Origin of the sequence: Pseudomonas sp. P116 (assembly GCF_020149425.1) — a bacterium.
GTDB lineage: Bacteria > Pseudomonadota > Gammaproteobacteria > Pseudomonadales > Pseudomonadaceae > Aquipseudomonas > Aquipseudomonas anatoliensis.
In genome coordinates, this window is sequence record NZ_JACVHB010000001.1 from 1,231,491 (window position 1) to 1,256,261 (window position 24,771).

The window sequence follows — 24,771 nt, forward strand, 5'->3', positions numbered from 1 at the left end:
CAGATTTGCAGACGATAACGCTCATGCCCGAGGGCATGAGCGACAAATCGTGCGGTACTTTACCGGAGAATTGAGGTTTACGCGGTTTCTACCGTCGGAAAACTCTTAACCAGTTCGTCCAGGGCTTTGAGCTGGGCCAGGAATGGCTCCAGTTTGTCCAGACGCAAGGCGCAAGGGCCATCGCATTTGGCGTTGTCCGGATCCGGGTGAGCTTCGAGGAACAGACCTGCCAGACCTTGACTCATGCCAGCCTTGGCCAAGTCCAGAACCTGCGCACGGCGACCGCCGGCGGAGTCGGAACGACCGCCAGGCATTTGCAGCGAATGGGTCACGTCGAAGAATACCGGGTACTCGAACTGCTTCATGATGCCGAAGCCGAGCATGTCGACCACGAGGTTGTTATAGCCGAAGCTCGAACCACGCTCGCAGAGGATCAGTTGATCATTACCCGCTTCAACGCACTTGTTCAGGATGTGTTTCATTTCCTGAGGGGCGAGGAACTGGGCTTTCTTGATGTTGATGATCGCGTTGGTCTTGGCCATCGCCACGACCAGATCGGTCTGGCGCGACAGGAAGGCCGGCAACTGGATGATGTCGCAGATCTCGGCGACGACCGCGGCCTGTTCAGGCTCGTGGACGTCGGTGATGATCGGCACGCCAAAAGCCTGCTTGATGTCCTGGAAGATGCGCATGCCCTCTTCCAGGCCAGGACCGCGATACGAGGTCACAGAAGAACGGTTGGCCTTGTCGAAACTGGCCTTGAACACGTAAGGGATACCGAGTTTTTCGGTGACCTTCACATACTCTTCGCAAACCTGCATGGCCATGTCACGGCTTTCCAGCACGTTCATGCCGCCGAACAGCACCATGGGTTTGTCGTTGGCAATTTCGATGTCGCCGACGCGGATGATCTTCTGTGCCATCGGGGTTACGCCTTCTTCTGGTGTTGAGCCAACGCTGCTTTGACGAAGCCGCTGAACAGCGGATGGCCATCACGTGGTGTCGAGGTGAACTCAGGGTGGAACTGGCAAGCGACGAACCATGGATGATCCGGTGCTTCAACCACTTCAACCAGTGCAGCATCGGCGGAGCGACCGGAAATCTTCAGGCCGGCCTCGATGATTTGCGGCAGCAGGTTGTTGTTCACTTCGTAACGGTGACGGTGACGCTCGACGATCACGTCCTTGCCGTAGCAATCGTGCACTTTGGAGCCGGTTTCGAGCAGGCATTCCTGAGCGCCGAGGCGCATGGTGCCGCCCAGATCGGAGGTTTCAGTACGCACTTCCACGGCACCGGTGGCGTCTTCCCACTCGGTGATCAGGCCGACAACCGGGTGGCCGCTGGCGCGATCGAACTCGGTGGAGTTGGCGTCTTTCCAGCCCATGACGTTACGAGCGAACTCGATGACCGCCACTTGCATGCCCAGGCAGATACCCAGGTACGGAACCTTGTTTTCGCGAGCGTACTGAACGGCAGTGATCTTGCCTTCCACGCCGCGCAGACCGAAGCCGCCCGGTACGAGGATGGCGTCAACGCCTTCAAGCAGCGCAGTGCCCTGGTTTTCGATGTCTTCGGAATCGATGTAGCGCAGGTTGACCTTGGTACGGTTGCTGATGCCCGCATGGCTCATCGCTTCGATCAGCGACTTGTAGGCGTCCAGCAGCTCCATGTACTTGCCGACCATGGCGATGGTGACTTCGTGTTCCGGGTTCAGCTTGGCGTCAACCACAGCTTCCCACTCGGACAGATCGGCACCGCCGCATTGCAGACCGAAACGCTCGACGACGAAATCGTCCAGACCCTGCGAATGCAGAATGCCCGGGATCTTGTAGATGGTGTCGGCGTCTTCCAGAGCGATAACCGCACGCTCTTCAACGTTGGTGAACTGCGCGATCTTGCGACGCGACGAGATGTCGATCGGGTGATCGGAGCGGCAAACCAGCACGTCAGGCTGCAGGCCGATGGAACGCAGTTCCTTGACCGAGTGCTGGGTTGGCTTGGTTTTGGTTTCGCCAGCGGTGGCGATGTACGGCACCAGCGTCAGGTGCATCAGCATCGCGCGCTTGGCGCCGACTTCGAATCGCAGCTGACGGATGGCTTCGAGGAACGGTTGCGACTCGATGTCACCCACGGTGCCACCGATTTCGACCATCGCCACGTCGGCATCGCCTGCACCCTTGATGATGCGGCGCTTGATTTCGTCGGTGATGTGCGGAATCACCTGGATGGTTGCACCCAGGTAGTCACCACGGCGCTCTTTGCGCAACACGTGCTCGTAAACACGGCCGGTGGTGAAGTTGTTGTTCTGGGTCATGGTCGTGCGGATGAACCGCTCGTAGTGGCCCAGGTCCAGGTCGGTTTCGGCGCCGTCGTGGGTGACGAACACTTCACCATGCTGGAACGGGCTCATGGTGCCCGGGTCGACGTTGATGTACGGATCCAGCTTAAGCATGGTGACCTTAAGCCCCCGCGCCTCCAGGATAGCCGCCAATGAAGCCGAGGCAATGCCTTTCCCCAATGAAGAAACAACACCGCCCGTGACGAATATGTAGCGCGTCATGAAAAACCCTAGAAGTCTGCGTTAAAGCGGTACGAGCCGCCGGGGAAAGCGAAGGAAGGCCGAAGCCCCCGATCACCTGCATTAATCACAGTGCACCTTTCAAAAAAACCGCCGCGTTGGGACAGACCGGCAGATGAAACACCGGTACGTTGCTCGCTACACATTTTTTGGAATCGCCCAGCAAAGACTGCTTGGTAATCGGCAACTCCTGCAATTCAGGCGAATCCACAGAAGTTGTATCAAGAAGGGAGCGTAGTCTACCGGAATGCCCCTTTCATCTCAAACCTAGATCTTCGTCCGTTGGCTGCCAATGCAATTTCCAGCCGTCCTGCACATTGCCATCAAGGCCCGGCAGGTTCGCCACCGCGAGCAATTCTTCACCGCGAAACAGCAGCGGCAATCTGCCACGCACGAAGGCCGGCACCGCGCGCTCGTTGAGTAAGCGTTTGAGATCACGATGGCCACGATCGGCCAGATGCATCACTTCGCCGCCCCGACGGTAAGCAATGCGCAGCGGCCCACAAGGCGTCTGGCCACTGAGCACGACGCAGCCGTTATCGGACAAGCGTAGCGGTGATGTCGGGGCGTGCCACTCGCTGCCGATCACTGGCGCACGCAGCCAGTCGCCACTCAGCCACCAGAGTCGACCGGCGCTGCGGTGCAACTCGCCATCGGCCAGACGCCAGACCGGCGATGCATCGTGGGCGGCTTCGCACAGATTCGCCCAACCCGACCAATGGTCAGTATCAGGCAACCGAGTCAGTGGTTGGAGCCAGTGGCCCAGTGCATTTCGCTGACGGGCGGGAGACAGCTCCGCCAAAGGTGCCAATTCCAGCGAGGGTACGCCCAGCCAGTCGAAATTAGTTGAGGCTTTGGCGTGCGCCAGATCGATCTGCGCCAGCTCATCCAGCAAGCCTTGCGCTTCACGCAAATGCGCGGCGCTACGGGCCATGCTGGCTTGCGCTTGCGGCCAGCGCCCGGTCAGCAGCGGCACGATCTGATGACGCAGGTAATTGCGCGAAAACTGCCGATCTTCGTTTGACGGGTCTTCGATCCATTGCAACTGGTGCGCCGCGGCGTAGGCTTCAAGCTCTGCGCGAGTGACGTCGAGCAAAGGCCGAACCAACGTGCCCTGCCCCAACGGACGTTGCGCCGGCATTGCCGAAAGCCCGCGCACGCCGGCACCGCGCAACAGACGAAACAACAGGGTTTCCGCCTGATCGTCGCGGTGTTGCCCGGTCAGCAAAACGTCATTGGCCTGGGTTACCGCACCGAACACCGAATAACGCGCATCCCGCGCCGCCCGCTCCAGACTCGCGCCCGGTTGCACCTTTACCCGCTCCACTTGCAACGCAATACCCAACGCATCGCAGACCGACTGGCAATGTTCCGGCCAGGCATCGGCCGCAGCCTGGAGGCCGTGATGGATGTGGATGGCGCTTAGCGTTGGGAGGGAATCGGTTTTGGCGAGATTGGCCAGTAGATGCAGGAGGACAGTTGAGTCGAGGCCGCCGGAGAAAGCGACGCGCCAGTTCCTAGCATTGCGCCAGGCTGCAAGATTGAGCAGTAGCAGGGATGGCAAATCACTTTTCGAAGGATTCATAAAGATCGATCACTTCTCAAAGATTCCTGTAGGAGCTGCCGCAGGCTGCGATCTTTTGATCTTGAAAAAACCAGATCAAAAGATCGCAGCCTGCGGCAGCTCCTACACAGGCAACGAGTTCGGTTAGAGACCGTAGCTCATCAGTCGATCATAACGGCGCTTGAGCAGCGCTTCGTTGTCGAACTTCTTCAGCATCGCCAGTTGCGAGCTCAGCTCGGCACGGATCGACGCCGCAGCGGCTGCCGGGTCACGATGCGCGCCGCCCAATGGCTCGCCAATCACCTTGTCGACAATGCCCAGGCCTTTCAGACGCTCGGCGGTGATGCCCATCGCTTCAGCGGCATCCGGCGCTTTTTCAGCGGTTTTCCACAGAATCGAGGCGCAACCTTCCGGCGAAATTACCGCGTAGGTCGAATACTGCAACATGTTCAACTGATCGCAAACGCCGATCGCCAATGCGCCCCCGGAACCACCCTCACCGATGACGGTGGCGATGATCGGAGTTTTCAGACGCGACATGACACGCAGGTTCCAGGCGATCGCTTCGCTCTGGTTGCGCTCTTCAGCGTCGATGCCAGGGTAGGCACCCGGGGTGTCGATGAAGGTCAGGATCGGCATTTTGAAACGCTCGGCCATTTCCATCAAACGGCAAGCCTTACGGTAGCCTTCCGGACGCGGCATGCCGAAGTTGCGGCGAACCTTCTCGCGTACTTCGCGGCCCTTCTGGTGTCCGATGATCATCACTGGCTGGTCGTCCAGACGGGCAATACCGCCAACGATTGCAGCGTCGTCGGAGAAATGACGGTCGCCGTGCAGTTCGTCGAACTCGGTGAAGATGTGTTCGATGTAGTCCAGGGTGTACGGACGCTTCGGGTGACGCGCCAGACGCGCGATCTGCCAGCTGGTCAGCTTGCCGAAGATGTCTTCGGTCAGCGTTTTGCTCTTGTCCTGCAGGCGGGAGATCTCATCGCCGATATTCAGCGAATTGTCATTACCGACCAAGCGCAACTCTTCGATCTTGGCTTGCAGGTCGGCGATCGGCTGTTCGAAATCTAGAAAATTCGGGTTCATAGGCGTCCGTCTTGGGTCGTGTCCCAAATGAGCTTGGGCCGGCCGGTTGTCTATTCGCGCCCTACCTTAAGGGAGAGGCGCGCTGAGGTCGAGATTAAAAATTCAGGTTGCGGGCAAGTGCAATGATGGCACCTGCCGGTCAACGGTATTGGAGGAAGACGTTGTCTCGCCCGAACTGGTCACGCAGGGCTTGAATCAAGGCATCCGCTGGATCGATTCGCCAGGTCTCGCCGAACTGCAGCAAGGTCTTCGCATCAGGGCTGGTGTACTCCATGGTGATCGGGCACGCCCCGCGATGACGCTTGAGCAGATCACCCAACCAGCGTAGCTGATCGCCTTTGAGATCCTGCGTCTGCAACTTCAGACGCAGGCTCTCGGCGAGGTTGGTGCGCGCATCTTCCATGCTCATCACCCGCTTGACCCGCAGGCGCAGGCCACCGGAGAAGTCGTCGTTACTGACTTCGCCTTCGACCACCACCATCGCGTCGGTCTGCAGCAGTGACTGCGCCGAGTGGAACGCCTCGGCAAACAGCGACGCCTCGATCCGCCCGGAGCGGTCGTCGAGGGTGATGAAACCCATCTTGTCGCCCTTCTTGTTCTTCATCACCCGCAGGGCAATGATCATCCCCGCCACGGTTTGCGTATCGCGCGCCGGTTTCAGGTCGATGATGCGCTGACGGGCGAAACGACGAATTTCGCCTTCGTATTCGTCAATCGGGTGGCCGGTCAGGTACAGGCCCAAGGTGTCTTTCTCACCCTTGAGACGTTCCTTGAGGGTCAGCTCCTTGGCCTTGCGATGCACCGCATACACATCGGCGTCTTCCTCGACGAACAGCCCGCCAAACAGATCGGCGTGGCCACTGTCGCGGGTACGGGCAGTCTGTTCGGCTGACTTGATTGCCTCTTCCATCGCCGCCAGCAGCACGGCGCGGTTACGGTCGATGTTGGCTTGATAAGCCTTTTGTTCGTCGTGGAAATACGGACCGAGACGATCTAGCGCACCGCTGCGGATCAAGCCATCAAGGGTGCGCTTGTTGATGCGTTTGAGGTCGACGCGGGCGCAGAAGTCGAACAGATCCTTGAACGGCCCCGCCTGACGCGCCTCGGTAATTGCCTCTACCGGGCCTTCGCCGACGCCTTTGATTGCGCCGAGACCATAGACGATGCGGCCGTCGTCGTTCACCGTAAACTTGAATTCCGAAGTGTTCACATCCGGCGCGTCGAGACGCAGCTTCATGGTGCGAATTTCTTCGATCAAGGTCACGACCTTGTCGGTGTTGTGCATATCCGCCGACAACACCGCCGCCATGAACGGCGCCGGGTAATGCGTCTTCAGCCAAGCGGTCTGGTACGAGACCAGGCCGTAAGCGGCGGAGTGAGACTTGTTGAAGCCGTAACCGGCGAATTTTTCCACCAGGTCGAAAATGTTACCGGCCAGATCCGCATCGATATTGTTGGTCTTGCAACCCTCAATGAAACCGCCGCGCTGCTTGGCCATTTCTTCGGGTTTTTTCTTACCCATGGCCCGACGCAGCATGTCCGCACCACCGAGGGTGTAACCGGCCATGACCTGGGCAATCTGCATCACCTGTTCCTGATACAGGATGATGCCGTAAGTCGGCGCCAATACCGGTTTGAGGCCTTCGTACTGGTAGTCCGAGTGCGGGTACGCGAGTTCGGCGCGACCGTGCTTACGGTTGATGAAGTCGTCAACCATGCCTGACTGCAGCGGGCCCGGACGGAACAGGGCCACCAGTGCAATCAAGTCTTCCAGGCAGTCGGGCTTGAGCTTTTTGATCAGCTCTTTCATGCCGCGCGACTCGAGCTGGAACACCGCCGTCGTTTCGGCTTTTTGCAGTAGCTGATAGGTCGGCTTGTCGTCAAGCGGGATGAACGCAATGTCCAGCGGCGGCTGATCGACCTTGGCGCGGTCGCGGTTGATGGTCTTCAACGCCCAGTCGATGACCGTCAGGGTTCGCAGGCCGAGGAAGTCGAACTTCACCAGACCGGCAGCCTCGACGTCGTCCTTGTCGAACTGGGTTACCAGACCGTCGCCGGCCTCGTCGCAATAGATAGGCGAGAAGTCAGTCAGCTTGGTCGGCGCGATCACTACACCACCGGCGTGTTTACCGACGTTACGCACAACGCCTTCGAGCTTGCGCGCCATCTCCCAGATTTCCGCGGCTTCTTCATCGACCTTGATGAAATCGCGCAGGATCTCTTCCTGTTCGTAGGCTTTTTCCAGGGTCATGCCGACTTCGAACGGAATCATCTTCGACAGACGATCCGCCAGGCCATACGACTTGCCCTGCACCCGCGCCACGTCACGCACAACAGCCTTGGCGGCCATGGAACCGAACGTGATGATCTGGCTTACCGCGTTGCGGCCGTATTTCTCAGCCACGTAGTCAATGACCCGGTCACGCCCGTCCATGCAGAAGTCGACGTCAAAGTCGGGCATGGAAACCCGTTCCGGGTTAAGGAAACGTTCGAACAGCAGGTCATATTCCAGCGGATCGAGATCGGTGATCTTCTGCACATAGGCCACCAGCGAGCCGGCACCCGATCCACGGCCCGGGCCTACCGGGACACCGTTGCTCTTGGCCCACTGGATAAAGTCCATAACGATCAGGAAGTAACCGGGAAAGCCCATCTGGATGATGATATCCAGCTCGAAATTCAACCGGTCGACGTAGACCTGACGCTTGGTTTCGTAATCTTCGGTGGTGTCTTTTGGCAACAAAACCGCCAGCCGTTCCTCCAGACCATCGAAGGACACCTTGCGGAAATACTCGTCGATGGTCATGCCATCGGGAATCGGGAAGTTGGGCAAAAAGTGCGTGCCCAGTTTTACATCGATGTTGCAGCGCTTGGCGATCTCGACGGTGTTTTCGATTGCGTCGGGAATGTCGCTGAACAGCTCGGCCATTTCCTCGGCGCTTTTGAGGTATTGCTGATCGCTGTAATTCTTCGAGCGCCGCGGATCGTCGAGTGCACGGCCCTCACCGATGCACACTCGTGTTTCGTGGGCAGCAAAGTCTTCCTGCTTGATGAAACGCACATCGTTGCTCGCCACCAGCGGCGCGCCGAGCTTGTCGGCCAGGGCCACGGCACCGTGCAACTGTTCTTCATCGTTAGGGCGACTGGTGCGCTGGATTTCCAGGTAGAAGCGGTCCGGGAACACCGACATCCACTCACGCGTCAGGGCCTCGGCTTCGGCCGGGTTGCCACTGATCAGCGCCATGCCGATCTCGCCCTCTTTGGCGGCGGAGAGCATGATCAGGCCTTCATTCGCCTCGGCAACCCACTCACGCTCGATGATGATCATGCCGTTGCGCTGGCCTTCGATGAAGCCGCGCGAGATCAACTCGGTGAGGTTGCGATAGCCCTTGGCGTTCATCACCAACAGGCTGAGCCGGCTCAGGGGCGCGTCCGGATCCTTGTTCGACAGCCACAGGTCGGCGCCGCAGATCGGCTTGATGCCTGCGCCCATGGTGTTTTTATAGAATTTGACCAGGGAACACATGTTGTTCTGATCAGTGACCGCAACCGCCGGCATGTTCATGGCGGTCAGTGCCTTGACCAGCGGCTTGATCCGCACCAGCCCGTCGACCAGGGAGTATTCAGTGTGCAGGCGTAGATGAACGAATGAAGCCGGCATAGTGATCCTGTCCAGTTACAGAGAGACAACAAGGCCCGGATTGTACCGGGCCTCGAACAAAACATCAGCCTTGCGACTAAACCTGAGTCAGACCTTCCAGTGCCTCATAAGCCTGACGCACCGGGGCGAACGAGCGCCGGTGGATCGGCGTCGGGCCCAAGCGAACCAACGCTTCCAGATGAACGGGCGTCGGGTAGCCTTTATGGCCGCCGATACCGTAACCCGGATAGATCAACTCGAATGCCGCCATTTCGCGGTCACGACTGACCTTGGCCAGAATCGATGCCGCCGCAATGGCTGGAACCTTGCCATCGCCCTGCACCACCGCTTCGGCGCGCATGGGCAATTGCGGGCAGCGATTGCCGTCGATCATCGCCAGTTTCGGCTGAATGTGCAGCCCGGCCACCGCGCGCTGCATGGCCAGCATGGTCGCGTGCAGAATGTTCAGCTCGTCGATTTCTTCGACTTCGGCGCGGGCGATGCACCAGCTCAGGGACTTCTCGATGATCTCGTCGTAAAGCTTTTCACGCTTGGCTTCGGTGAGTTTCTTCGAGTCATTGAGACCGAGAATCGGCCGGTTCGGATCGAGGATCACCGCCGCCGTCACCACCGCACCGCACAACGGGCCACGACCGACTTCATCGACGCCAGCGACCAGTTCTTCAACTTCGGCAACCAGAGTGAAATCCAGGCCCATCTGCATAACTTTCTTGCTCATCGTGTTTGACCGATCAGGTTCAGCACGGCATCCGCCGCTTGGTTGGAAGCATCCAGCCGCAGTGTGCGATGGATCTCGTCGAAACCACGGGTCTGCTCTTCGCCGCCCTCGATCAATGGCGACAGGGTCTGCGCCAGCGCCTCGACTGTCGCATCATCCTGCAATAATTCCGGCACCAACAGGCGCTGGGCCAGCAGGTTCGGCAGAGACACGTACGGGCTCTTGACCATCCGCTTGAGAATCCAGAACGTCAGCGGTGCCAGGCGATACGCAACCACCATCGGCCGCTTGTACAACAGCGCTTCAAGGGTCGCCGTGCCGGAAGCGATCAGCACAGCATTGCACGCAGCCAGGGCCAGATGGGACTTGCCATCAAGCAAGGTCACCGGCAAGTCGCGGCCGGCGAGCAGCTCTTCAAGCTGCACACGGCGCTCCGGACTGGCGCACGGCATGACAAAACGCACACCGGGGCGCAGGGCTCGCAGGCGTTGCGCCGTATCGAGAAACAACGCGCCGAGACGACCGACTTCACCGCCACGACTGCCGGGCATCAACGCGACCAGCGGTCCGTCGGGCAAACCCAACTCGGCACGCGCTGCGGCGCGATCGGCTTGCAGCGGTATGGCATCGGCCAGCGAGTGACCGACGAACCGCACCGGCACGCCTTTCTCTTCGTAGAATTTGGCTTCAAACGGGAACAGCGTGAGCATCAGATCGCAACCTTCGCGAATCTTCAGCACGCGCTTCTGCCGCCATGCCCACACCGACGGGCTGACGTAATGCACGGTTTTGATCCCGGCCTGACGCAGCTTGAGTTCGATATTGAGGTTGAAGTCCGGGGCATCGATGCCAATGAACGCGTCAGGCTTCTCGGCAATCAGCGTGGCAATCAGCTTTTTGCGACGTTTGAGCAACTCGCGCAGCCGGCCGAGCACCTCAACCAACCCCATGACCGACAAGCGCTCCATGGGGAAGTAGGAAGTCAGGCCTTCGGCCTCCATCAACGGACCGCCGACACCGATGAACTCGACTGACGGATGTTGTGCCTTGAGGGCACGCATGAGACCGGCACCGAGAATGTCACCGGAAGCCTCCCCCGCCACCAGCGCAATACGCAGACTGGCCATGATCAGCGGGTGATGCCGCGAGTCGATGACTCGATGGAGTCGCGGAACACAGCGACTTCCGGGAACTGAGCAGCAGGCTCTGCCAGGTCGGCCAAGGCCTGATCAACTGTCAGCCCTCGGCGATAAACGGTTTTATAAGCACGGCGCAGCGCGTGGATAGCGTCTTCGCTGAACCCGCGACGGCGCATGCCCTCGAAGTTCATGCTGCGCGCTTCGGCCGGGTTGCCGAACACGGTGACGAACGCCGGAACGTCTTTGCCAATTGCCGTGCCCATACCGGAAAAGCTGTGGGCGCCGATGTGGCAATACTGGTGAACCAGGGTGAACCCGGAGAGGATCGCCCAGTCATCGACGTGCACGTGGCCAGCCAACGCGGTGTTGTTGACCAGAATGCAGTTATTGCCGATGACACTGTCGTGACCGATGTGAGCATAAGCCATAATCAGGTTGTGATCGCCCAGCGTGGTTTCCGAACGGTCCTGAACGGTACCCCGGTGAATCGTCACGCCTTCACGGATGACGTTGTGGTCACCGATCACCAGACGGGTTTCTTCACCCTTGTACTTCAAATCGGGTGTGTCTTCGCCTACCGAAGAAAACTGGTAGATGCGATTGTGTTTACCAATGCGGGTCGGGCCTTTGAGAATCACATGCGGCCCGATCACGGTACCCTCGCCGATTTCCACACCTGCGCCGATGATCGACCACGGGCCGACCTCGACGCCGTCAGCCAGAACGGCAGACGGATCGATGATTGCGCGAGGGTCAATCAAACTCATACTTTTTGTTCCGCGCAGATGATCTCGGCCGAGCAGACCGGCTTGCCATCAACCGAAGCCTGGCATTCGAATTTCCAGATCTTGCGCTTGCAGCTGATGAACGTGGCTTCAAGAATCAACTGGTCGCCCGGCTTGACTGGCTGGCGGAAGCGCAATTTGTCCGAACCAACGAAGTAATACAGGGTGCCGTCGGCCGGTTTGACGTCGAGCATTTTGAAACCGAGGATCCCGGCAGCCTGAGCCATCGCTTCGATGATCAGCACGCCCGGCATGATTGGGTGCGCAGGGAAGTGACCATTGAAGAACGGCTCATTGATGCTGACATTCTTGTAGGCGCGAATTCGCTTGCCTTCAGTGTCCAGTTCCACCACCCGGTCCACCAGCAGGAACGGGTAACGGTGAGGCAGGTATTCGCGAATCTCGTTGATGTCCATCATTTCGGGGGGAAGCCTATGTAAAGATTGGGAGCGCGACTGACGCGCACTCCTCTAGCAAATCAAGGAGGCAGTCTAGCGGCTGTGCACACTTGATATGGAAATGGTATCAGCCATCAGATGAAGCATTGCCGTCAGGGGTCACTTCCCCTACGCGCTTTTCCAGCTGTTTCAAACGTCGCGCGATGTCATCGAGCTGACGGATGCGTGCCGCGCTTTTGCGCCATTCGGCAGCCGGTTGCATGGCTGTGCCGGAAGAATAGGCACCCGGCTCGGTAATCGAGTGGGTCACCATGGTCATCCCGGTCAGGAAAACGTTGTCGCAAATATCAATGTGCCCGACCAGACCGACACCACCGGCCAGCATGCAGTGCTTGCCGATTTTGGTGCTGCCGGAAATACCCACGCACGCAGCCATCGCGGTGTGATCACCGACCTGGACGTTGTGAGCAATCTGGATCTGGTTGTCGAGCTTTACACCATTGCCGATCACTGTATCGGCCAACGCACCGCGGTCGATGGCGGTATTCACGCCGATCTCCACATCGTCACCGATGGTCACACCACCAATCTGGGCGATTTTCTGCCAGATACCCTTCTCGTTGGCAAAGCCGAAGCCTTCACCACCGATTACGGCACCCGACTGGATAACCACACGCTTGCCGATGCGAACGTCGTGATACAGGGTCACGCGCGGCGCGAGCCAGCCGCCTTCACCAATTTCACTGCGCGCACCGATAACACAATGGGCACCCAGAGCGACCTGCGCACCAATCCGCGCACCTGCCTCGATCACCACAAACGCACCGATGCTGGCGGTTGGATCAACCACCGCATCAGCTGCTATCACCGCCGAAGGATGAATACCCGCAGTGGCTTTTGGCTTGGGATCGAACAAGTGAGAGATGCGTGCATAGGCCAGATAAGGATCCGGCACCACCAGCGCATTGCCGGCAAAACCTTCGGCATCAGCTTCTTTGAGCAACAGCGCTGCCGCCTGCGAGCCTGCCAGGAATTTGCGGTATTGCGGATTTGCCAGAAAGCTCAACTGAGCTGGGCCAGCCTCTTGCAAAGTGGCTAGCCCAGTAATTTGCTTCTCCGGGTCGCCACGCAGGGTGGCGCCGAGGAACTCGGCCAACTGGCCGAGCTTGATAGTCACGGTCATGGGTTACTTCAGCTGATTCATGCGCTCGATAACCTGGCGCGTGATGTCGTACTGAGGTTTGACATCGATGACTGCGCCACGCTCGAACACCAGGTCAAAACCACCTTTCTTGATGACTTCTTCCACGGCGCCATCCAGTTTTGGCTTCAGTTGCTTGAGCATTTCGCGGTCGGCAACGGCTTTGGCTTCGTTCAGCTCCTTGGACTGGAACTGGAAATCACGGGCCTTTTGCTTGAATTCAAGCTCCAGACGCTCGCGCTCGCCTTGCTGCATCTTGTCACCACCGGCCATCAGACGATCCTGAATGCCTTTGGCGCTGCTTTCCAGAGTCTTCAGTTTGGTCAGTTGAGGACCGAACTTCTTCTCGGCATCCACGGCGTACTTCTTCGCCGCATCGGATTCCAGCAGAGCCATCTGATAGTTCAGGACGGCGATTTTCATGTCGGCGAACGCCGGGCCTGCCACCAGTACGGAGGCCAGGAGAACCAATTGAGTCAACTTACGCACGATGCACTCCTACAAAATCCATTGTCGTTATCTTGGGTCAGACGCTTAGAACGTCTGGCCGAGGGAGAATTGGAACACTTGAGTTTCAGCGTCATCCGGTTTCTTGATCGGCATGGCCAACGCGAAGCTCAGAGGACCCAGCGCGGTAACCCAAGTCACGCCTACACCGACGGAACTTGCCATGTTGCTCAGGCTGATGTCGTTGCACTGAGTGGAGGAAGTCGAACCGACGGTAGCGTTGGTAGTCTTCTCGCACTTGGAGTCAAATACGTTACCCACATCCCAGAATACCGAAGTACGCAGGGAACGCTGATCTTTGACAAACGGCAGCGGGAACAGCAGTTCGACACCACCCTGGATCAACACGTTACCGCCGAACGGCAGCGGATCCTGATCCGGGTCGGCCAGCGTACCGGTGTTACCGGTCACACCTGCGCCACGGCTTGGCGTGCTTCGCGGGCCAAGCGTACTGTCCTTGAAACCACGAACCGAGTTGAAACCACCAGCATAGTAGTTTTCATAGAACGGCAAGCCGTCAGTCGAACCGTAACCGTCGCCATAACCGAGTTCGGTGTGCAGACGCATGGTGTAGTTTTCGCTCAGTGGCTGGAACAACTGACCACGGTAATCAAGTTTGAAGAACGACAGGTCGCTGCCCGGAATGGTGCTCTCCAGGGTCAGGCTCTGGGAACGGCCACGGGTCGGCAGTACACCTTTGTTAAGGGTCGACTCGGACCAGCCGGCCGACGCCTTGAAGTTCAGATAGCTGTCGCCTTCCTGTTTGACGAAGTCAAAAATCTCGTCAACGGTGTATTTACCTGTATTGATCGTGTCTTGCTGAGCAGACAGACCGAAGGTCAGTCGCGAAGTCTCGCTGATCGGGTAGCCAACGTTGACACCGGCGCCCAGGCTGTCTACGGAGTAGCTCGAGATATCGGCATCGAGTTCATCGTAGTCAGTGGTGCGGTAGAACGCGTTGTAACCCAGGCTCACACCATCGGCGGTCCAGTACGGGTCAACATAGCCGAAGTTGTAGCGGCTCTGGTATTCGCTTCGGGTCAGACCGATGCTGACGCGGTTACCGCTACCGAGGAAGTTGTTCTGGGTGATCGAACCACCGAGGATCAGACCGGCACTCTGGGCGAAACCGACACTGGCGGTAATCGAACCCGAAGCCTGCTCTTCAACGCTGTAGTTCACATCAACCTGGTCATCGACCCCCGGAACGGCCGGGGTTTCGACGTTGACTTCTTTAAAGAAGCCCAGACGCTCAAGACGGGTCTTGGACTGGTCGATCAGGTAAGTCGAAGCCCAGCCACCTTCCATCTGACGCATTTCACGACGCAACACTTCGTCTTCCGACTTGGTGTTACCACGGAAGTTGATGCGGTTGACGTAGGCACGCTTGCCCGGATCGACGGCAAAGAGGATGTCCACAGTGTGGTCATCATCGTGCGGCTGAGGCACGCCGTTGACGTTGGCGAAGGTGTAACCCTCGTTACCCAGACGACGGGTGATCAGTTCAGAGGTGGTAGTCATCAGCTTGCGCGAGAACACCTGGCCTTTCTGCACCAGCAACAGGGACTTGACCTGGTCTTCAGGGACTTTGAGGTCACCGCTGAGTTTGACGTCGCGAACGGTGTACTTCTCGCCTTCGGTCACGTTGACAGTGATGTAGACGTGCTTCTTGTCCGGGGTGATGGACACCTGGGTCGAAGCGATATCCATGTTGATATAGCCGCGATCCAGATAGTAGGAACGCAGACGCTCCAGGTCACCGGATAGTTTTTCACGGGCATATTTGTCATCGTTCTTGAAGAACGACAGCCAGTTGGTGGTCTTCAGCTCGAACAGGTCGGTCAGGTCTTCCTCAGGGAAAACCGTGTTACCCACCACGTTGATGTGCTGAATGGCCGCAACGGTGCCTTCGTTGATCTTCACTTTCAGGCCGACGCGGTTACGCGGCTGGGATACCACTTCGGTATCGACCGTAGCCGAATAGCGACCTTGCGCGACGTACTGGCGCTGCAGTTCGTTACGCACGCCTTCGAGGGTGGCACGCTGGAAGATCTCGCCTTCGGCCAGACCGGACTGCTTGAGGCCTTTCATCAAGTCTTCAGTGGAGATCGCCTTGTTGCCCTCGATCTCGATACTGGCAACCGACGGACGTTCGACGACCGTGATCACCAGAACGTTGCCTTCGCGGCCCAGCTGGATATCTTGAAAGAAACCGGTTTTGAACAACGCACGAGTGGATTCCACCAGGCGACGATCATCCGCCTGCTCGCCGACGTTCAACGGCAAGGCACCAAAGACACTACCCGCGGAGACCCGCTGGAGGCCATTGACGCGAATATCAGAGATGGTGAAGGACTCGGCGTGAACTTCGGCGATCATCAATACGGTGAGAACCGCAGTTAGCAGCAGACGTTTCATGAAGTCCTTTCTTATTCCAACTGGCAATAAACAAACTGCCGCAAAATGCGGCAGATTCGCAATTCAGCGAAGCGTTACAGTCGACCCAGATCGTTGACCAGAGCAAGCAACATCACCCCGACCACCAAACTGATACCGATCTGTATCCCCCAACCTTGCACCCGATCCGACAAGGGACGACCACGCGCCCACTCGATCAGATAAAACAACAAATGCCCCCCATCCAGTACAGGAATGGGCAGCAAATTCAGAACACCCAGGCTAATACTCAGATAAGCAAGGAAATTCAGGAAATCAGCGACGCCCGACTGGGCAGAAGCGCCCGCCACTTTAGCAATGGTTATCGGTCCACTCAAGTTTTTTACCGAGAGCTCGCCGAACAGCATTTTCTTGAGCGAATCCAGCGTGAGGATGCTCATGGTCCAAGTGCGACGAGCACCCTCGCCAATCGCGGCCAACGGCCCATAACTGACTTCGCGGATCATCTCCGGCGGCCAGTCGATAGCTTTTACGCCTGCACCCAGATAACCGCTGGGCGCCTTGCTCTCACCGCGCGCCGCCAAGGTCACAGGGACGTCGATTTGAGCACCATCGCGCTCGACTCGCAGCAAGATTTTGGTATCAGGACGCGTACGAACGGTATCGACCACTTGTTGCCAGTCATTGAGCGCCTGACCGTCAAGAGACACCAGGCGATCACCGGTTTTCAGGCCAGCGGCCTGGGCCGGGCCTTTTGGATCAAGTTCGGCAAGTACAGGCGGCAAGGCTGGACGCCATGGACGAATCCCCAGAGAACGGATCGGATCCGGCTCATCAGCACCCTTGAGCCACTCATCCAGCGTCAGTTCACGGGGCAAATCCGCCGTAGAGCCCTGCTCGCGCACCAGCACCTGCAACGAGCCGCTTTCGCCGAGCCGGCGAACCAGCTGCAAATTGACGGCAGCCCAGCCGGAAGTCGGCTCGCCATCGATCGCAACGATCTCCTGACCTGCACCCAAACCGGCCTTCGCGGCGATACTGCCGGATTCGACCGCACCGATAACCGGACGCACCTGCTCACTACCGAGCATCGCCAATACCCAGAAAAACACCAGGGCCAGTAGAAAGTTGGCGATAGGGCCGGCCGCGACAATAGCAATACGCTGGCGAACGGACTTGCGATTGAACGACTGATCGAGCTGATCAACCGGCACTTCGCCTTCGCGCTCGTCGAGCATCTTGACGTAGCCACCCAGCGGAATCGCAGCGATGACGAACTCGGTGCCTTGCTTGTCGTGCCAGCGCAGCAGCGGCATGCCAAAGCCTACGGAAAAGCGCAGAACCTTGACGCCACAGCGACGCGCGACCCAGAAGTGGCCGAATTCGTGAAAGGTGACCAGCACACCCAAGGCGATCAGGGTGCCGGCAATCATATAGAGCGCGCTCATCTACTTTCTCCGCAATCCCGTTCAGTGCTGCTTGAAACCATTGTGTTGCAAAACCTATCGATCGTGACGAGCCAACCATTGCTCGGCCAGAACTCGGGCCTTCGCGTCCGCCGTGAACACAGCATCGAGATCATCCAGCGCTACGACCGGCTCAAGACTCAAGACGTCCTCGATGATACTCGCGATTTCCAGGTAACGAACCCGTCCGTCGAGAAACGCGGCCACCGCTACTTCGTTGGCCGCATTGAGCATCGCCGGTGCACTGTCGCCCACCTCGGCCGCTTGCCGCGCCAGACGCAGGCACGGGAAGCGCTCTTCATCCGGCGCCTCGAAGTCCAGACGCGCAATCGCAAACAGATCCAGCGGCGCGACGCCGGAGTCGATACGCTCCGGCCAGGCCAGCGCGCTGGCGATCGGCGTGCGCATGTCAGGATTGCCCAACTGCGCCAGGACCGAACCGTCGACATAATCGACCAGCGAGTGAATCACGCTTTGCGGATGAATGACCACCTCGACCTGCGCCGGTTTTGCATCAAACAACCAGCAGGCCTCGATCAACTCAAGACCTTTGTTCATCATGCTGGCCGAATCCACGGAGATCTTGCGGCCCATCGACCAGTTCGGATGCGCACACGCCTGCTCAGGCGAAACATGTGCCAATTCACTCATGGGCGTCTGCCGGAACGGTCCACCAGAGGCTGTGAGTAAAATCCGACGGACACCGACCTTGCTTAATCCGGTGGCGAAATCCTGTGGCATGCACTGGAAAATCGCATTGTGTTCGCTGTCGATCGGCAGTAGCACCGAACCGCTCTTGCGTACGGCCTGCATGAACAAGGCGCCGGACATTACCAGCGCCTCTTTATTAGCCAGGAGAATCTTCTTGCCTGCTTCGACAGCAGCCAGCGTCGGACGTAGGCCAGCGGCACCCACAATCGCCGCCATGACCGCATCGACTTCCGGCGCAGAAGCGACTTGACACAAACCTGCCTCACCCACCAGCACACGGGTCGCCAGACCGGCTGCACGCAAATCGTCCTGCAAACCGCGAGCTGCTGTGACTTCCGGCACCACGGCAAATTGCGGCGCGTGACGTATGCACAAGGCCAGCAATTCGCTGAGGCGCGTAAAACCGGTCAACGCGAACACCTGATAACGCTCAGGATGACGCGCAATCACATCAAGGGTGCTTAGACCAATCGAGCCGGTCGCGCCCAGAACGGTAATCAGTTGCGGGCGACTCACGGCGCAGCCATCCACAGCAACACGGCGAAGATCGGAATGGCCGCGGTCAGGCTGTCGATGCGATCAAGCACGCCGCCGTGACCGGGCAGCAGATTACTGCTGTCCTTGATGCCGGACTGACGCTTGAACATGCTTTCGGTCAGGTCTCCCACAACCGAAATAAACACGATCAGCGCAGCGCCAATCAGGCCCTTGAGCAACTCGGCCACCGTCCAGTCACGCACCAGACCGACAATCGCGGTGATCACCAGGCTCAGCGCCAGACCGCCGTAAACGCCTTCCCAGCTCTTGCCGGGGCTGACTTGAGGAGCCAACTTGCGCTTGCCGAATTTACGGCCAGAGAAATAGGCACCGATATCTGCGCCCCAGACCAACACCATGACCGCCATGATCAGCCAGTTACCCAGCGGGTATTGCTTGATCTGTACCAGACCTTGCCAGGCCGGCAGCAGAATCAGCAAACCGATCACCAGTTTGGTGGCTGCACTGGACCAATGCTCGCTGGAACGTGGATAGGTCAGCACCAGATACGTCGCGACCGCCCACCACAGCACCGAAGCACCGAGCACCCAAGGTGCGAGACCGGGCAGCACATACATGACGAACAGCATCAATGCGACGACGGCGGCAAAACCGACGCGGAACGATTGTGCGGTGAAGCCCGCCAGCCGCGCCCATTCCCAGGCGCCCAGGCTCACGACCAGCCCGATGAACAGCGCAAAACCGGAACCTTCAAGCAGGAAAAACCCGCACAAGGCGATCGGCAGCAGGATCAGCGCGGTGATGATTCGTTGTTTAAGCATTAAACCCGGGCTCCAGCTTCGACTTGTTCGCTCGTTTTACCGAAGCGACGTTGGCGCGAAGCGAAATCGGCCAGCGCGTTGCGCATGGCATCGTGTTTGAAGTCCGGCCAGAATAGGTCGGAGAAGTACAACTCGGCGTAAGCCAGTTGCCACAACAGGAAGTTGCTGATGCGGTGCTCGCCACCGGTGCGGATGCACAAATCCGGCAACGGCAGATCACCGGTTGCCAGACAGGTTTGCAGCAGATCCGGAGTGATGTCCTCCGGACGCAGATGCCCGGCCTGAACTTCACGTGCAAGACGCTGTGCAGCTTGTGCGATATCCCACTGACCGCCGTAATTGGCGGCAATCTGCAGGATAAAACGGTTGGCACCCGCGGTCATGGCCTCGGCTTCGCGCATCGCGACCTGAAGCTCCGGATGAAAGCGCGAGCGATCGCCAATGATGCGCAAGCTGATGTTGTTGTCGTTGAGGCGCTTGGCCTCACGACGCAGCGCCTTGAAGAACAGGTCCATCAAAGCGCTGACCTCATCGGCCGGGCGCTGCCAGTTTTCACTGGAGAAAGCGAACAGGGTGAGCACCTCGACCTTGGCCTCGGCACACACCTCGATTACCGCACGAACCGCATCCACGCCCGCCTTATGCCCGGCGACACCCGGCATAAAGCGTTTTTTCGCCCAGCGATTGTTGCCATCCATGATGATCGCGACATGGCGCGGCACCGCGGACGGCGCAGTCTGCTTGGTCTTGTCCATTAAAAACTCGACCCTTATACGGCCATCAAATCCGCTTCTTTCTGCTTGGTAGCCGCGTCGATATCAGCCTCAGCCTTGTCGGTGAGCTTCTGGATATCGGCAGCAGCGCGACGCTCTTCGTCTTCGCTGATTTCTTTGTCTTTAACCAGTTTCTTCAAATCACCCAGCGCATCGCGACGGATGTTGCGCACGGCAACACGAGCGTCTTCTGCGGCACTGCGTGCCTGCTTGGTGAAGCCCTTGCGGGTTTCTTCGGTCAGGGCAGGCATGGAGATCAGCAACAACTCGCCCAGGTTGGTCGGGTTGAGGTTCAGACCAGCGCTCTGGATTGCCTTGTCGACAGCCGCAAGCATGTTGCGCTCGAAAGCCACGACTTGCAGGGTGCGCGAATCTTTAACGGTGATGTTGGCCACTTGGGTAATGGACGTATCAGCGCCGTAGTACGGGACCATTACGCTACCCAGAATGCTTGGGTGAGCCTTGCCGGTACGAATCTGACCAAATGCATGGGCCAGAGAGTCCAGGGATTTCTGCATACGCTCTTGAGCGTCTTTCTTGATTTCGTTGATCATTGTTGACCTTCCTCGATCAGGGTGCCTTCAGCGCCGCCATGCACGATGTTCAGCAGGGCGCCGGGCTTGTTCATGTTGAATACGCGCAGCGGCATCTTGTGGTCGCGGCACAGGCAAATAGCTGTCAGGTCCATTACACCCAGCTTGCGATCCAGTACTTCATCATAAGTCAGATGATCGAACTTCTCGGCATGCGGGTCTTTGAACGGATCTGCGGTGTAGACGCCATCCACCTTGGTCGCCTTGAGCACGACATCGGCATCGATTTCGATTGCACGCAGGCAGGCTGCCGAATCCGTGGTAAAGAACGGATTGCCGGTACCGGCTGCGAAAATCACGACGTCTTTGGAGTTCAGGTGACGCATGGCTTTGCGGCGATCATAGTGATCGGTCACGCCCACCATCGAAATGGCCGACATGACGATTGCCGAGATATTCGCACGTTCCAGCGCGTCGCGCATGGCCAGGGCGTTCATCACAGTGGCCAGCATGCCCATGTGGTCGCCTGTCACCCGATCCATACCGGCTTTGCTCAAGGCTTCGCCGCGGAACAGGTTGCCACCGCCGATCACCAGACCGACCTGTACGCCGATGCCGACCAGTTGGCCGACTTCCAGCGCCATCCGATCCAGCACTTTTGGATCGATCCCGAACTCTTCCGAGCCCATCAGGGCCTCGCCGCTAAGCTTGAGTAGAATGCGTTTATAGCGAGCCTGATAACCACTGCCCTGCTGAGCCATTGCGAATCTCTCCTGCGGCGTATTTAAAATTCTTTGCGAGCTGTTTTCAGCTGGCGTTCACTCTAGCTTGGCGCTGCTTCAGCGCCATCGGAACATGGCTTTGTAAGTCAGTTCCAAGTGGAAACCAATAAATAATTGGTTACCCCATCTGAAAAGAGGCTGCGCGCGTGAGCGGGCAGCCTCTTTCGGGCGACAGTTGAAAACCGTCTTACTGCTTGGCGGCAGCCAGCTGGGCAGCAACTTCTTCAGCGAAGTTGTCGACCGGCTTCTCGATGCCTTCGCCTACTTTGAAGTAGGTGAAGGAAACGATTTCAGCACCGGCTTTCTTGGCCAGGTCGCCGACTTTGATTTCAGGGTTCTTGACGAACGCCTGCTCAACCAGGCTCGCTTCAGCCAGGAACTTGCTGATACGGCCTTTGATCATGTTTTCAACGATGTTTTCTGGCTTGCCAGCGATCTTGTCAGCGTTCAGGCTCAGGAAAACGCCCTTCTCACGCTCAACCGCTTCAGCGGAAACTTCCGATGGCAGCAGGAATTCTGGGTTGGTCGCCGCTACGTGCATAGCGATGTCCTTGGCCAGCTCAACGTCGCCGCCTTTCAGAACAACTGCAACACCGATCTTGTTGCCGTGCAGGTAACCACCAACAACATCACCTTCAACGCGAACCAGACGACGGATGTTGACGTTCTCGCCAACCTTGCCGACCAGTACCAGGCGATCAGCTTCTTGCGATTCGATCAGAGGCTCAACAGTGGTCAGCTTCTCGTCGAATGCTTTTTTGACGCTGGCAGCAACGAATGCCTTGAAGTCGTCTTGCAGAGCAAGGAAGTCGGTCTGCGAGTTCACTTCCAGCAGAACGGCGGACTTGCCGTCTTCTACCAGAGCGATCGCGCCTTCAGCAGCTACGTTGCCGGCTTTCTTGGCGGCCTTGATGGCGCCCGAAGCACGCATGTCGTCGATGGCTTTTTCGATGTCGCCGCCGGCCTTGGTCAAGGCCTTTTTGCAATCCATCATGCCTTCGCCGGTACGCTCACGCAGTTCTTTAACCAACGCTGCAGTAATCTCTGCCATTTTCAAATTCCTCTTGGATAGGTTTTCAACCATTCCACCCGATCGAACGGGCGTTCAATTCTTCCCGAATCACCCTTGTTAGCCGCTGCACGTTACAGATGCTGTAGCTGCGCTGTTAACAAATGGTTTTCGAGGTGGCAAAAAGGGGGCCAAGCCCCCTTTTTGCTTACTGAGTCAACGCCAGGGCGTCAATTACTCAGCTGCAGCTGCCGGAGCTTCTTCAGCTGCGAACTCTACAGTGCCGCCGCCAACATTGCTGCGACCACGGATAACAGCGTCAGCCATCGAACCCATGTACAGCTGGATAGCGCGGATTGCGTCATCGTTGCCTGGGATGATGTAGTCAACGCCTTCCGGGCTGCTGTTGGTATCGACAACGCCGATTACCGGGATGCCCAGCTTGTTGGCTTCGGTGATCGCGATGCGCTCGTGGTCAACGTCGATCACGAACAGTGCGTCTGGCAGACCGCCCATGTCCTTGATGCCGCCCAGCGAACGATCCAGCTTCTCAAGATCACGAGTGCGCATCAGCGCTTCTTTCTTGGTCAGCTTGGCGAAAGTACCGTCTTCGGCTTGAACTTCAAGGTCACGCAGACGCTTGATGGAAGCACGAATGGTTTTGAAGTTGGTCAGCATGCCGCCCAACCAGCGGTGATCGACGTACGGCGAACCGCAACGTGCTGCTTCTTCAGCAACGATCTTGCCAGCGGAACGCTTGGTGCCGACGAACAGAATCTTGTTTTTGCCCTGGGCCAGACGCTCTACGAAAGTCAGAGCTTCGTTGAACATAGGCAGGGTTTTTTCAAGGTTGATGATGTGAATCTTGTTACGCGCGCCGAAAATGTACTTACCCATTTTCGGGTTCCAGTAACGGGTTTGGTGACCGAAGTGCACACCGGCCTTCAGCATATCGCGCATATTGACTTGGGACATGATAGTTCCTTAATAAGTCGGGTTTGGCCTCCACGTATCCCAATGACCAACCAGTGGCATAAAGCCAAAAGCACCCAGGTCATCGTGTCGACACGTGTGTGGATTTAAGCCTTTCGGGGTATCCCCGGAAAGCGGCGCATTTTATATCACAAGGAAGGCAGAAACGGAACTCGAAATCTGCAATCACACCAAGGACATGGGCTCAGCCCCCTTGGAATCGGCGCCGCGGGCACCATTGTATAGACAGAAGCGATGCACGCAGGCGCGGATTTGCTCCTCTCGTCTGTTAGAATCGCGTTTTTCAGGGTCGCAAAATGTACACCTGCCACCCTATCCGTATCAGCAAGCGCCGCCGAGCGCAAAGAGAGCCTGTATGACCGTCAACCTCAAAACTCCCGAGGACATCGCTGGCATGCGTGTCGCCGGCAAACTGGCCGCCGATGTGCTGGAAATGATTGCCGAACACGTCAAACCGGGCGTTACCACCGATCAACTGAACCAGATCTGCCACGACTACATCGTCGACGTGCAGCAGGCCATCCCTGCCCCGCTCAACTACAAGGGCTATCCGAAGTCGATCTGCACCTCGATCAACCACGTCGTCTGCCACGGCATCCCGAACGACAAGCCGCTGAAAAACGGCGACACCCTGAACATCGACGTCACCGTGATCAAGGACGGTTACCACGGCGATACCAGCCGCATGTTCCATGTCGGCGAAGTCCCGGTATGGGCTGAGCGCCTGTCGCAAATCACCCAGGAATGCATGTACAAGGCGATCGAGATCGTCAAACCTGGCTGCCGCCTCGGCGACATCGGTGAAGTCATCCAGAAGCACGCAGAAAAGAACGGCTTCTCGGTGGTTCGCGAGTTCTGTGGCCACGGCATCGGCAAGGTGTTCCACGAAGAGCCGCAGATCCTGCACTACGGCCGCGCCGGTACTGGCATGGAACTGAAGGCCGGCATGACCTTCACCATCGAACCGATGATCAATCAGGGCAAGGCCGACACCAAGGTATTGGGCGACGGCTGGACCGCGATCACCAAGGACCGCAAGCTCTCGGCCCAGTGGGAACACACCCTGTTGGTCACCGACACCGGCTACGAGATCTTCACCCTGCGTGCCGATGACACCATCCCACGCATCTCGGCCTGATCCAAAA

At 58.1% G+C, this 24,771-nt stretch carries 21 protein-coding genes; 1 reads left to right on the plus strand and 20 read right to left on the minus strand.

What is annotated here, in order from left to right; genetic code table 11:
* Positions 1–77: 77 nt before the first annotated feature.
* The 20 genes from kdsA to rpsB all read right to left on the minus strand — a co-directional run bounded on the left by kdsA (position 78) and on the right by rpsB (position 23,608).
* Positions 78–923, minus strand: a complete 846-nt coding sequence (gene kdsA / locus ICA15_RS06110; RefSeq protein WP_150594518.1) for a 3-deoxy-8-phosphooctulonate synthase — start codon at positions 921–923, stop codon at positions 78–80.
* 5 nt (positions 924–928) lie between these two features.
* Positions 929–2,560: a CTP synthase gene (locus ICA15_RS06115; protein ID WP_150594519.1), complete on the minus strand. Its 1,632-nt coding sequence runs from the start codon at positions 2,558–2,560 to the stop codon at positions 929–931.
* A gap of 274 nt (positions 2,561–2,834) precedes the next feature.
* The gene (gene tilS / locus ICA15_RS06120) at positions 2,835–4,163 is read right to left on the minus strand and encodes a tRNA lysidine(34) synthetase TilS (protein ID WP_210553887.1); all 1,329 of its coding nucleotides are present in this window, start codon (positions 4,161–4,163) and stop codon (positions 2,835–2,837) included.
* A gap of 123 nt (positions 4,164–4,286) precedes the next feature.
* Complete coding sequence (locus ICA15_RS06125) at positions 4,287–5,234, minus strand: acetyl-CoA carboxylase carboxyltransferase subunit alpha (RefSeq protein WP_042557889.1); 948 nt, start codon at positions 5,232–5,234, stop codon at positions 4,287–4,289.
* A 139-nt stretch (positions 5,235–5,373) separates the two neighbouring features.
* Positions 5,374–8,895: a DNA polymerase III subunit alpha gene (gene dnaE / locus ICA15_RS06130; protein WP_150604704.1), complete on the minus strand. Its 3,522-nt coding sequence runs from the start codon at positions 8,893–8,895 to the stop codon at positions 5,374–5,376.
* A gap of 76 nt (positions 8,896–8,971) precedes the next feature.
* The gene (gene rnhB / locus ICA15_RS06135) at positions 8,972–9,598 is read right to left on the minus strand and encodes a ribonuclease HII (protein ID WP_007908845.1); all 627 of its coding nucleotides are present in this window, start codon (positions 9,596–9,598) and stop codon (positions 8,972–8,974) included.
* An 11-nt stretch (positions 9,599–9,609) separates the two neighbouring features.
* Complete coding sequence (gene lpxB, locus ICA15_RS06140; protein ID WP_215731359.1) at positions 9,610–10,740, minus strand: lipid-A-disaccharide synthase; 1,131 nt, start codon at positions 10,738–10,740, stop codon at positions 9,610–9,612.
* A gap of 2 nt (positions 10,741–10,742) precedes the next feature.
* A complete protein-coding gene (gene lpxA, locus ICA15_RS06145) occupies positions 10,743–11,519 on the minus strand; it encodes an acyl-ACP--UDP-N-acetylglucosamine O-acyltransferase (RefSeq protein ID WP_150604706.1) in 777 nt (258 codons plus the stop codon).
* Positions 11,516–11,956 carry a 3-hydroxyacyl-ACP dehydratase FabZ gene (gene fabZ, locus ICA15_RS06150; protein ID WP_016771469.1) on the minus strand — a complete coding sequence of 147 codons (441 nt, stop codon included), beginning with the start codon at positions 11,954–11,956 and terminating at the stop codon, positions 11,516–11,518. Before fabZ ends, lpxA begins: the two co-directional genes overlap by 4 nt.
* 106 nt (positions 11,957–12,062) lie before the next feature.
* Positions 12,063–13,118 carry a UDP-3-O-(3-hydroxymyristoyl)glucosamine N-acyltransferase gene (lpxD, locus tag ICA15_RS06155; protein WP_210553888.1) on the minus strand — a complete coding sequence of 352 codons (1,056 nt, stop codon included), beginning with the start codon at positions 13,116–13,118 and terminating at the stop codon, positions 12,063–12,065.
* 3 nt (positions 13,119–13,121) lie between these two features.
* Complete coding sequence (locus ICA15_RS06160) at positions 13,122–13,625, minus strand: OmpH family outer membrane protein (protein WP_042557882.1); 504 nt, start codon at positions 13,623–13,625, stop codon at positions 13,122–13,124.
* Positions 13,626–13,670: 45 nt separating this feature from the next.
* Positions 13,671–16,061: an outer membrane protein assembly factor BamA gene (bamA, locus tag ICA15_RS06165; RefSeq protein WP_150604708.1), complete on the minus strand. Its 2,391-nt coding sequence runs from the start codon at positions 16,059–16,061 to the stop codon at positions 13,671–13,673.
* Positions 16,062–16,135: 74 nt separating this feature from the next.
* Entirely contained in the window at positions 16,136–17,488 is a 1,353-nt protein-coding gene (gene rseP / locus ICA15_RS06170; protein WP_150604709.1) for a sigma E protease regulator RseP, read from the minus strand.
* A 54-nt stretch (positions 17,489–17,542) separates the two neighbouring features.
* Complete coding sequence (gene ispC / locus ICA15_RS06175; RefSeq protein ID WP_210553889.1) at positions 17,543–18,733, minus strand: 1-deoxy-D-xylulose-5-phosphate reductoisomerase; 1,191 nt, start codon at positions 18,731–18,733, stop codon at positions 17,543–17,545.
* On the minus strand, positions 18,730–19,536 hold the full coding sequence (locus tag ICA15_RS06180) for a phosphatidate cytidylyltransferase (protein ID WP_210553890.1): 807 nt from the start codon (positions 19,534–19,536) through the stop codon (positions 18,730–18,732). The genes ispC and ICA15_RS06180 overlap by 4 nt, the downstream gene beginning before the upstream one ends.
* Entirely contained in the window at positions 19,536–20,291 is a 756-nt protein-coding gene (uppS, locus tag ICA15_RS06185; RefSeq protein WP_042557877.1) for a polyprenyl diphosphate synthase, read from the minus strand. The genes ICA15_RS06180 and uppS overlap by 1 nt, the downstream gene beginning before the upstream one ends.
* Before the next feature lie 14 nt (positions 20,292–20,305).
* Positions 20,306–20,863 (minus strand): ribosome recycling factor, encoded by a 558-nt coding sequence (gene frr / locus ICA15_RS06190; RefSeq protein WP_042557876.1) that lies wholly within the window; start codon positions 20,861–20,863, stop codon positions 20,306–20,308.
* Entirely contained in the window at positions 20,860–21,603 is a 744-nt protein-coding gene (gene pyrH / locus ICA15_RS06195; RefSeq protein WP_003222124.1) for a UMP kinase, read from the minus strand. The genes frr and pyrH overlap by 4 nt, the downstream gene beginning before the upstream one ends.
* 208 nt (positions 21,604–21,811) lie before the next feature.
* A complete protein-coding gene (gene tsf / locus ICA15_RS06200) occupies positions 21,812–22,675 on the minus strand; it encodes a translation elongation factor Ts (RefSeq protein ID WP_042557875.1) in 864 nt (287 codons plus the stop codon).
* A 192-nt stretch (positions 22,676–22,867) separates the two neighbouring features.
* Positions 22,868–23,608 carry a 30S ribosomal protein S2 gene (gene rpsB, locus ICA15_RS06205; protein WP_042557874.1) on the minus strand — a complete coding sequence of 247 codons (741 nt, stop codon included), beginning with the start codon at positions 23,606–23,608 and terminating at the stop codon, positions 22,868–22,870.
* 373 nt (positions 23,609–23,981) lie between these two features.
* On the opposite strand from rpsB, the gene map reads away from it, so the two are divergent.
* Entirely contained in the window at positions 23,982–24,764 is a 783-nt protein-coding gene (map, locus tag ICA15_RS06210; RefSeq protein WP_042557873.1) for a type I methionyl aminopeptidase, read from the plus strand.
* Positions 24,765–24,771: the final 7 nt, after the last annotated feature.

Excerpts from the sequence above, each read along its gene's own strand:
- map (WP_042557873.1), top strand. The coding sequence starts at position 23,982 with ATGACCGTCAACCTCAAAACTCCCGAGGACATCGCTGGCATGCGTGTC.
- pyrH (WP_003222124.1), bottom strand. The coding sequence starts at position 21,603 with ATGGCTCAGCAGGGCAGTGGTTATCAGGCTCGCTATAAACGCATTCTA.
- rseP (WP_150604709.1), bottom strand. The coding sequence starts at position 17,488 with ATGAGCGCGCTCTATATGATTGCCGGCACCCTGATCGCCTTGGGTGTG.
- uppS (WP_042557877.1), bottom strand. The coding sequence starts at position 20,291 with ATGGACAAGACCAAGCAGACTGCGCCGTCCGCGGTGCCGCGCCATGTC.
- frr (WP_042557876.1), bottom strand. The coding sequence starts at position 20,863 with ATGATCAACGAAATCAAGAAAGACGCTCAAGAGCGTATGCAGAAATCC.
- tsf (WP_042557875.1), bottom strand. The coding sequence starts at position 22,675 with ATGGCAGAGATTACTGCAGCGTTGGTTAAAGAACTGCGTGAGCGTACC.
- fabZ (WP_016771469.1), bottom strand. The coding sequence starts at position 11,956 with ATGATGGACATCAACGAGATTCGCGAATACCTGCCTCACCGTTACCCG.
- rpsB (WP_042557874.1), bottom strand. The coding sequence starts at position 23,608 with ATGTCCCAAGTCAATATGCGCGATATGCTGAAGGCCGGTGTGCACTTC.
- ICA15_RS06180 (WP_210553890.1), bottom strand. The coding sequence starts at position 19,536 with ATGCTTAAACAACGAATCATCACCGCGCTGATCCTGCTGCCGATCGCC.
- ICA15_RS06125 (WP_042557889.1), bottom strand. The coding sequence starts at position 5,234 with ATGAACCCGAATTTTCTAGATTTCGAACAGCCGATCGCCGACCTGCAA.
- dnaE (WP_150604704.1), bottom strand. The coding sequence starts at position 8,895 with ATGCCGGCTTCATTCGTTCATCTACGCCTGCACACTGAATACTCCCTG.
- kdsA (WP_150594518.1), bottom strand. The coding sequence starts at position 923 with ATGGCACAGAAGATCATCCGCGTCGGCGACATCGAAATTGCCAACGAC.
- bamA (WP_150604708.1), bottom strand. The coding sequence starts at position 16,061 with ATGAAACGTCTGCTGCTAACTGCGGTTCTCACCGTATTGATGATCGCC.
- lpxD (WP_210553888.1), bottom strand. The coding sequence starts at position 13,118 with ATGACCGTGACTATCAAGCTCGGCCAGTTGGCCGAGTTCCTCGGCGCC.
- lpxB (WP_215731359.1), bottom strand. The coding sequence starts at position 10,740 with ATGGCCAGTCTGCGTATTGCGCTGGTGGCGGGGGAGGCTTCCGGTGAC.
- ICA15_RS06115 (WP_150594519.1), bottom strand. The coding sequence starts at position 2,560 with ATGACGCGCTACATATTCGTCACGGGCGGTGTTGTTTCTTCATTGGGG.
- rnhB (WP_007908845.1), bottom strand. The coding sequence starts at position 9,598 with ATGCAGATGGGCCTGGATTTCACTCTGGTTGCCGAAGTTGAAGAACTG.
- lpxA (WP_150604706.1), bottom strand. The coding sequence starts at position 11,519 with ATGAGTTTGATTGACCCTCGCGCAATCATCGATCCGTCTGCCGTTCTG.
- tilS (WP_210553887.1), bottom strand. The coding sequence starts at position 4,163 with ATGAATCCTTCGAAAAGTGATTTGCCATCCCTGCTACTGCTCAATCTT.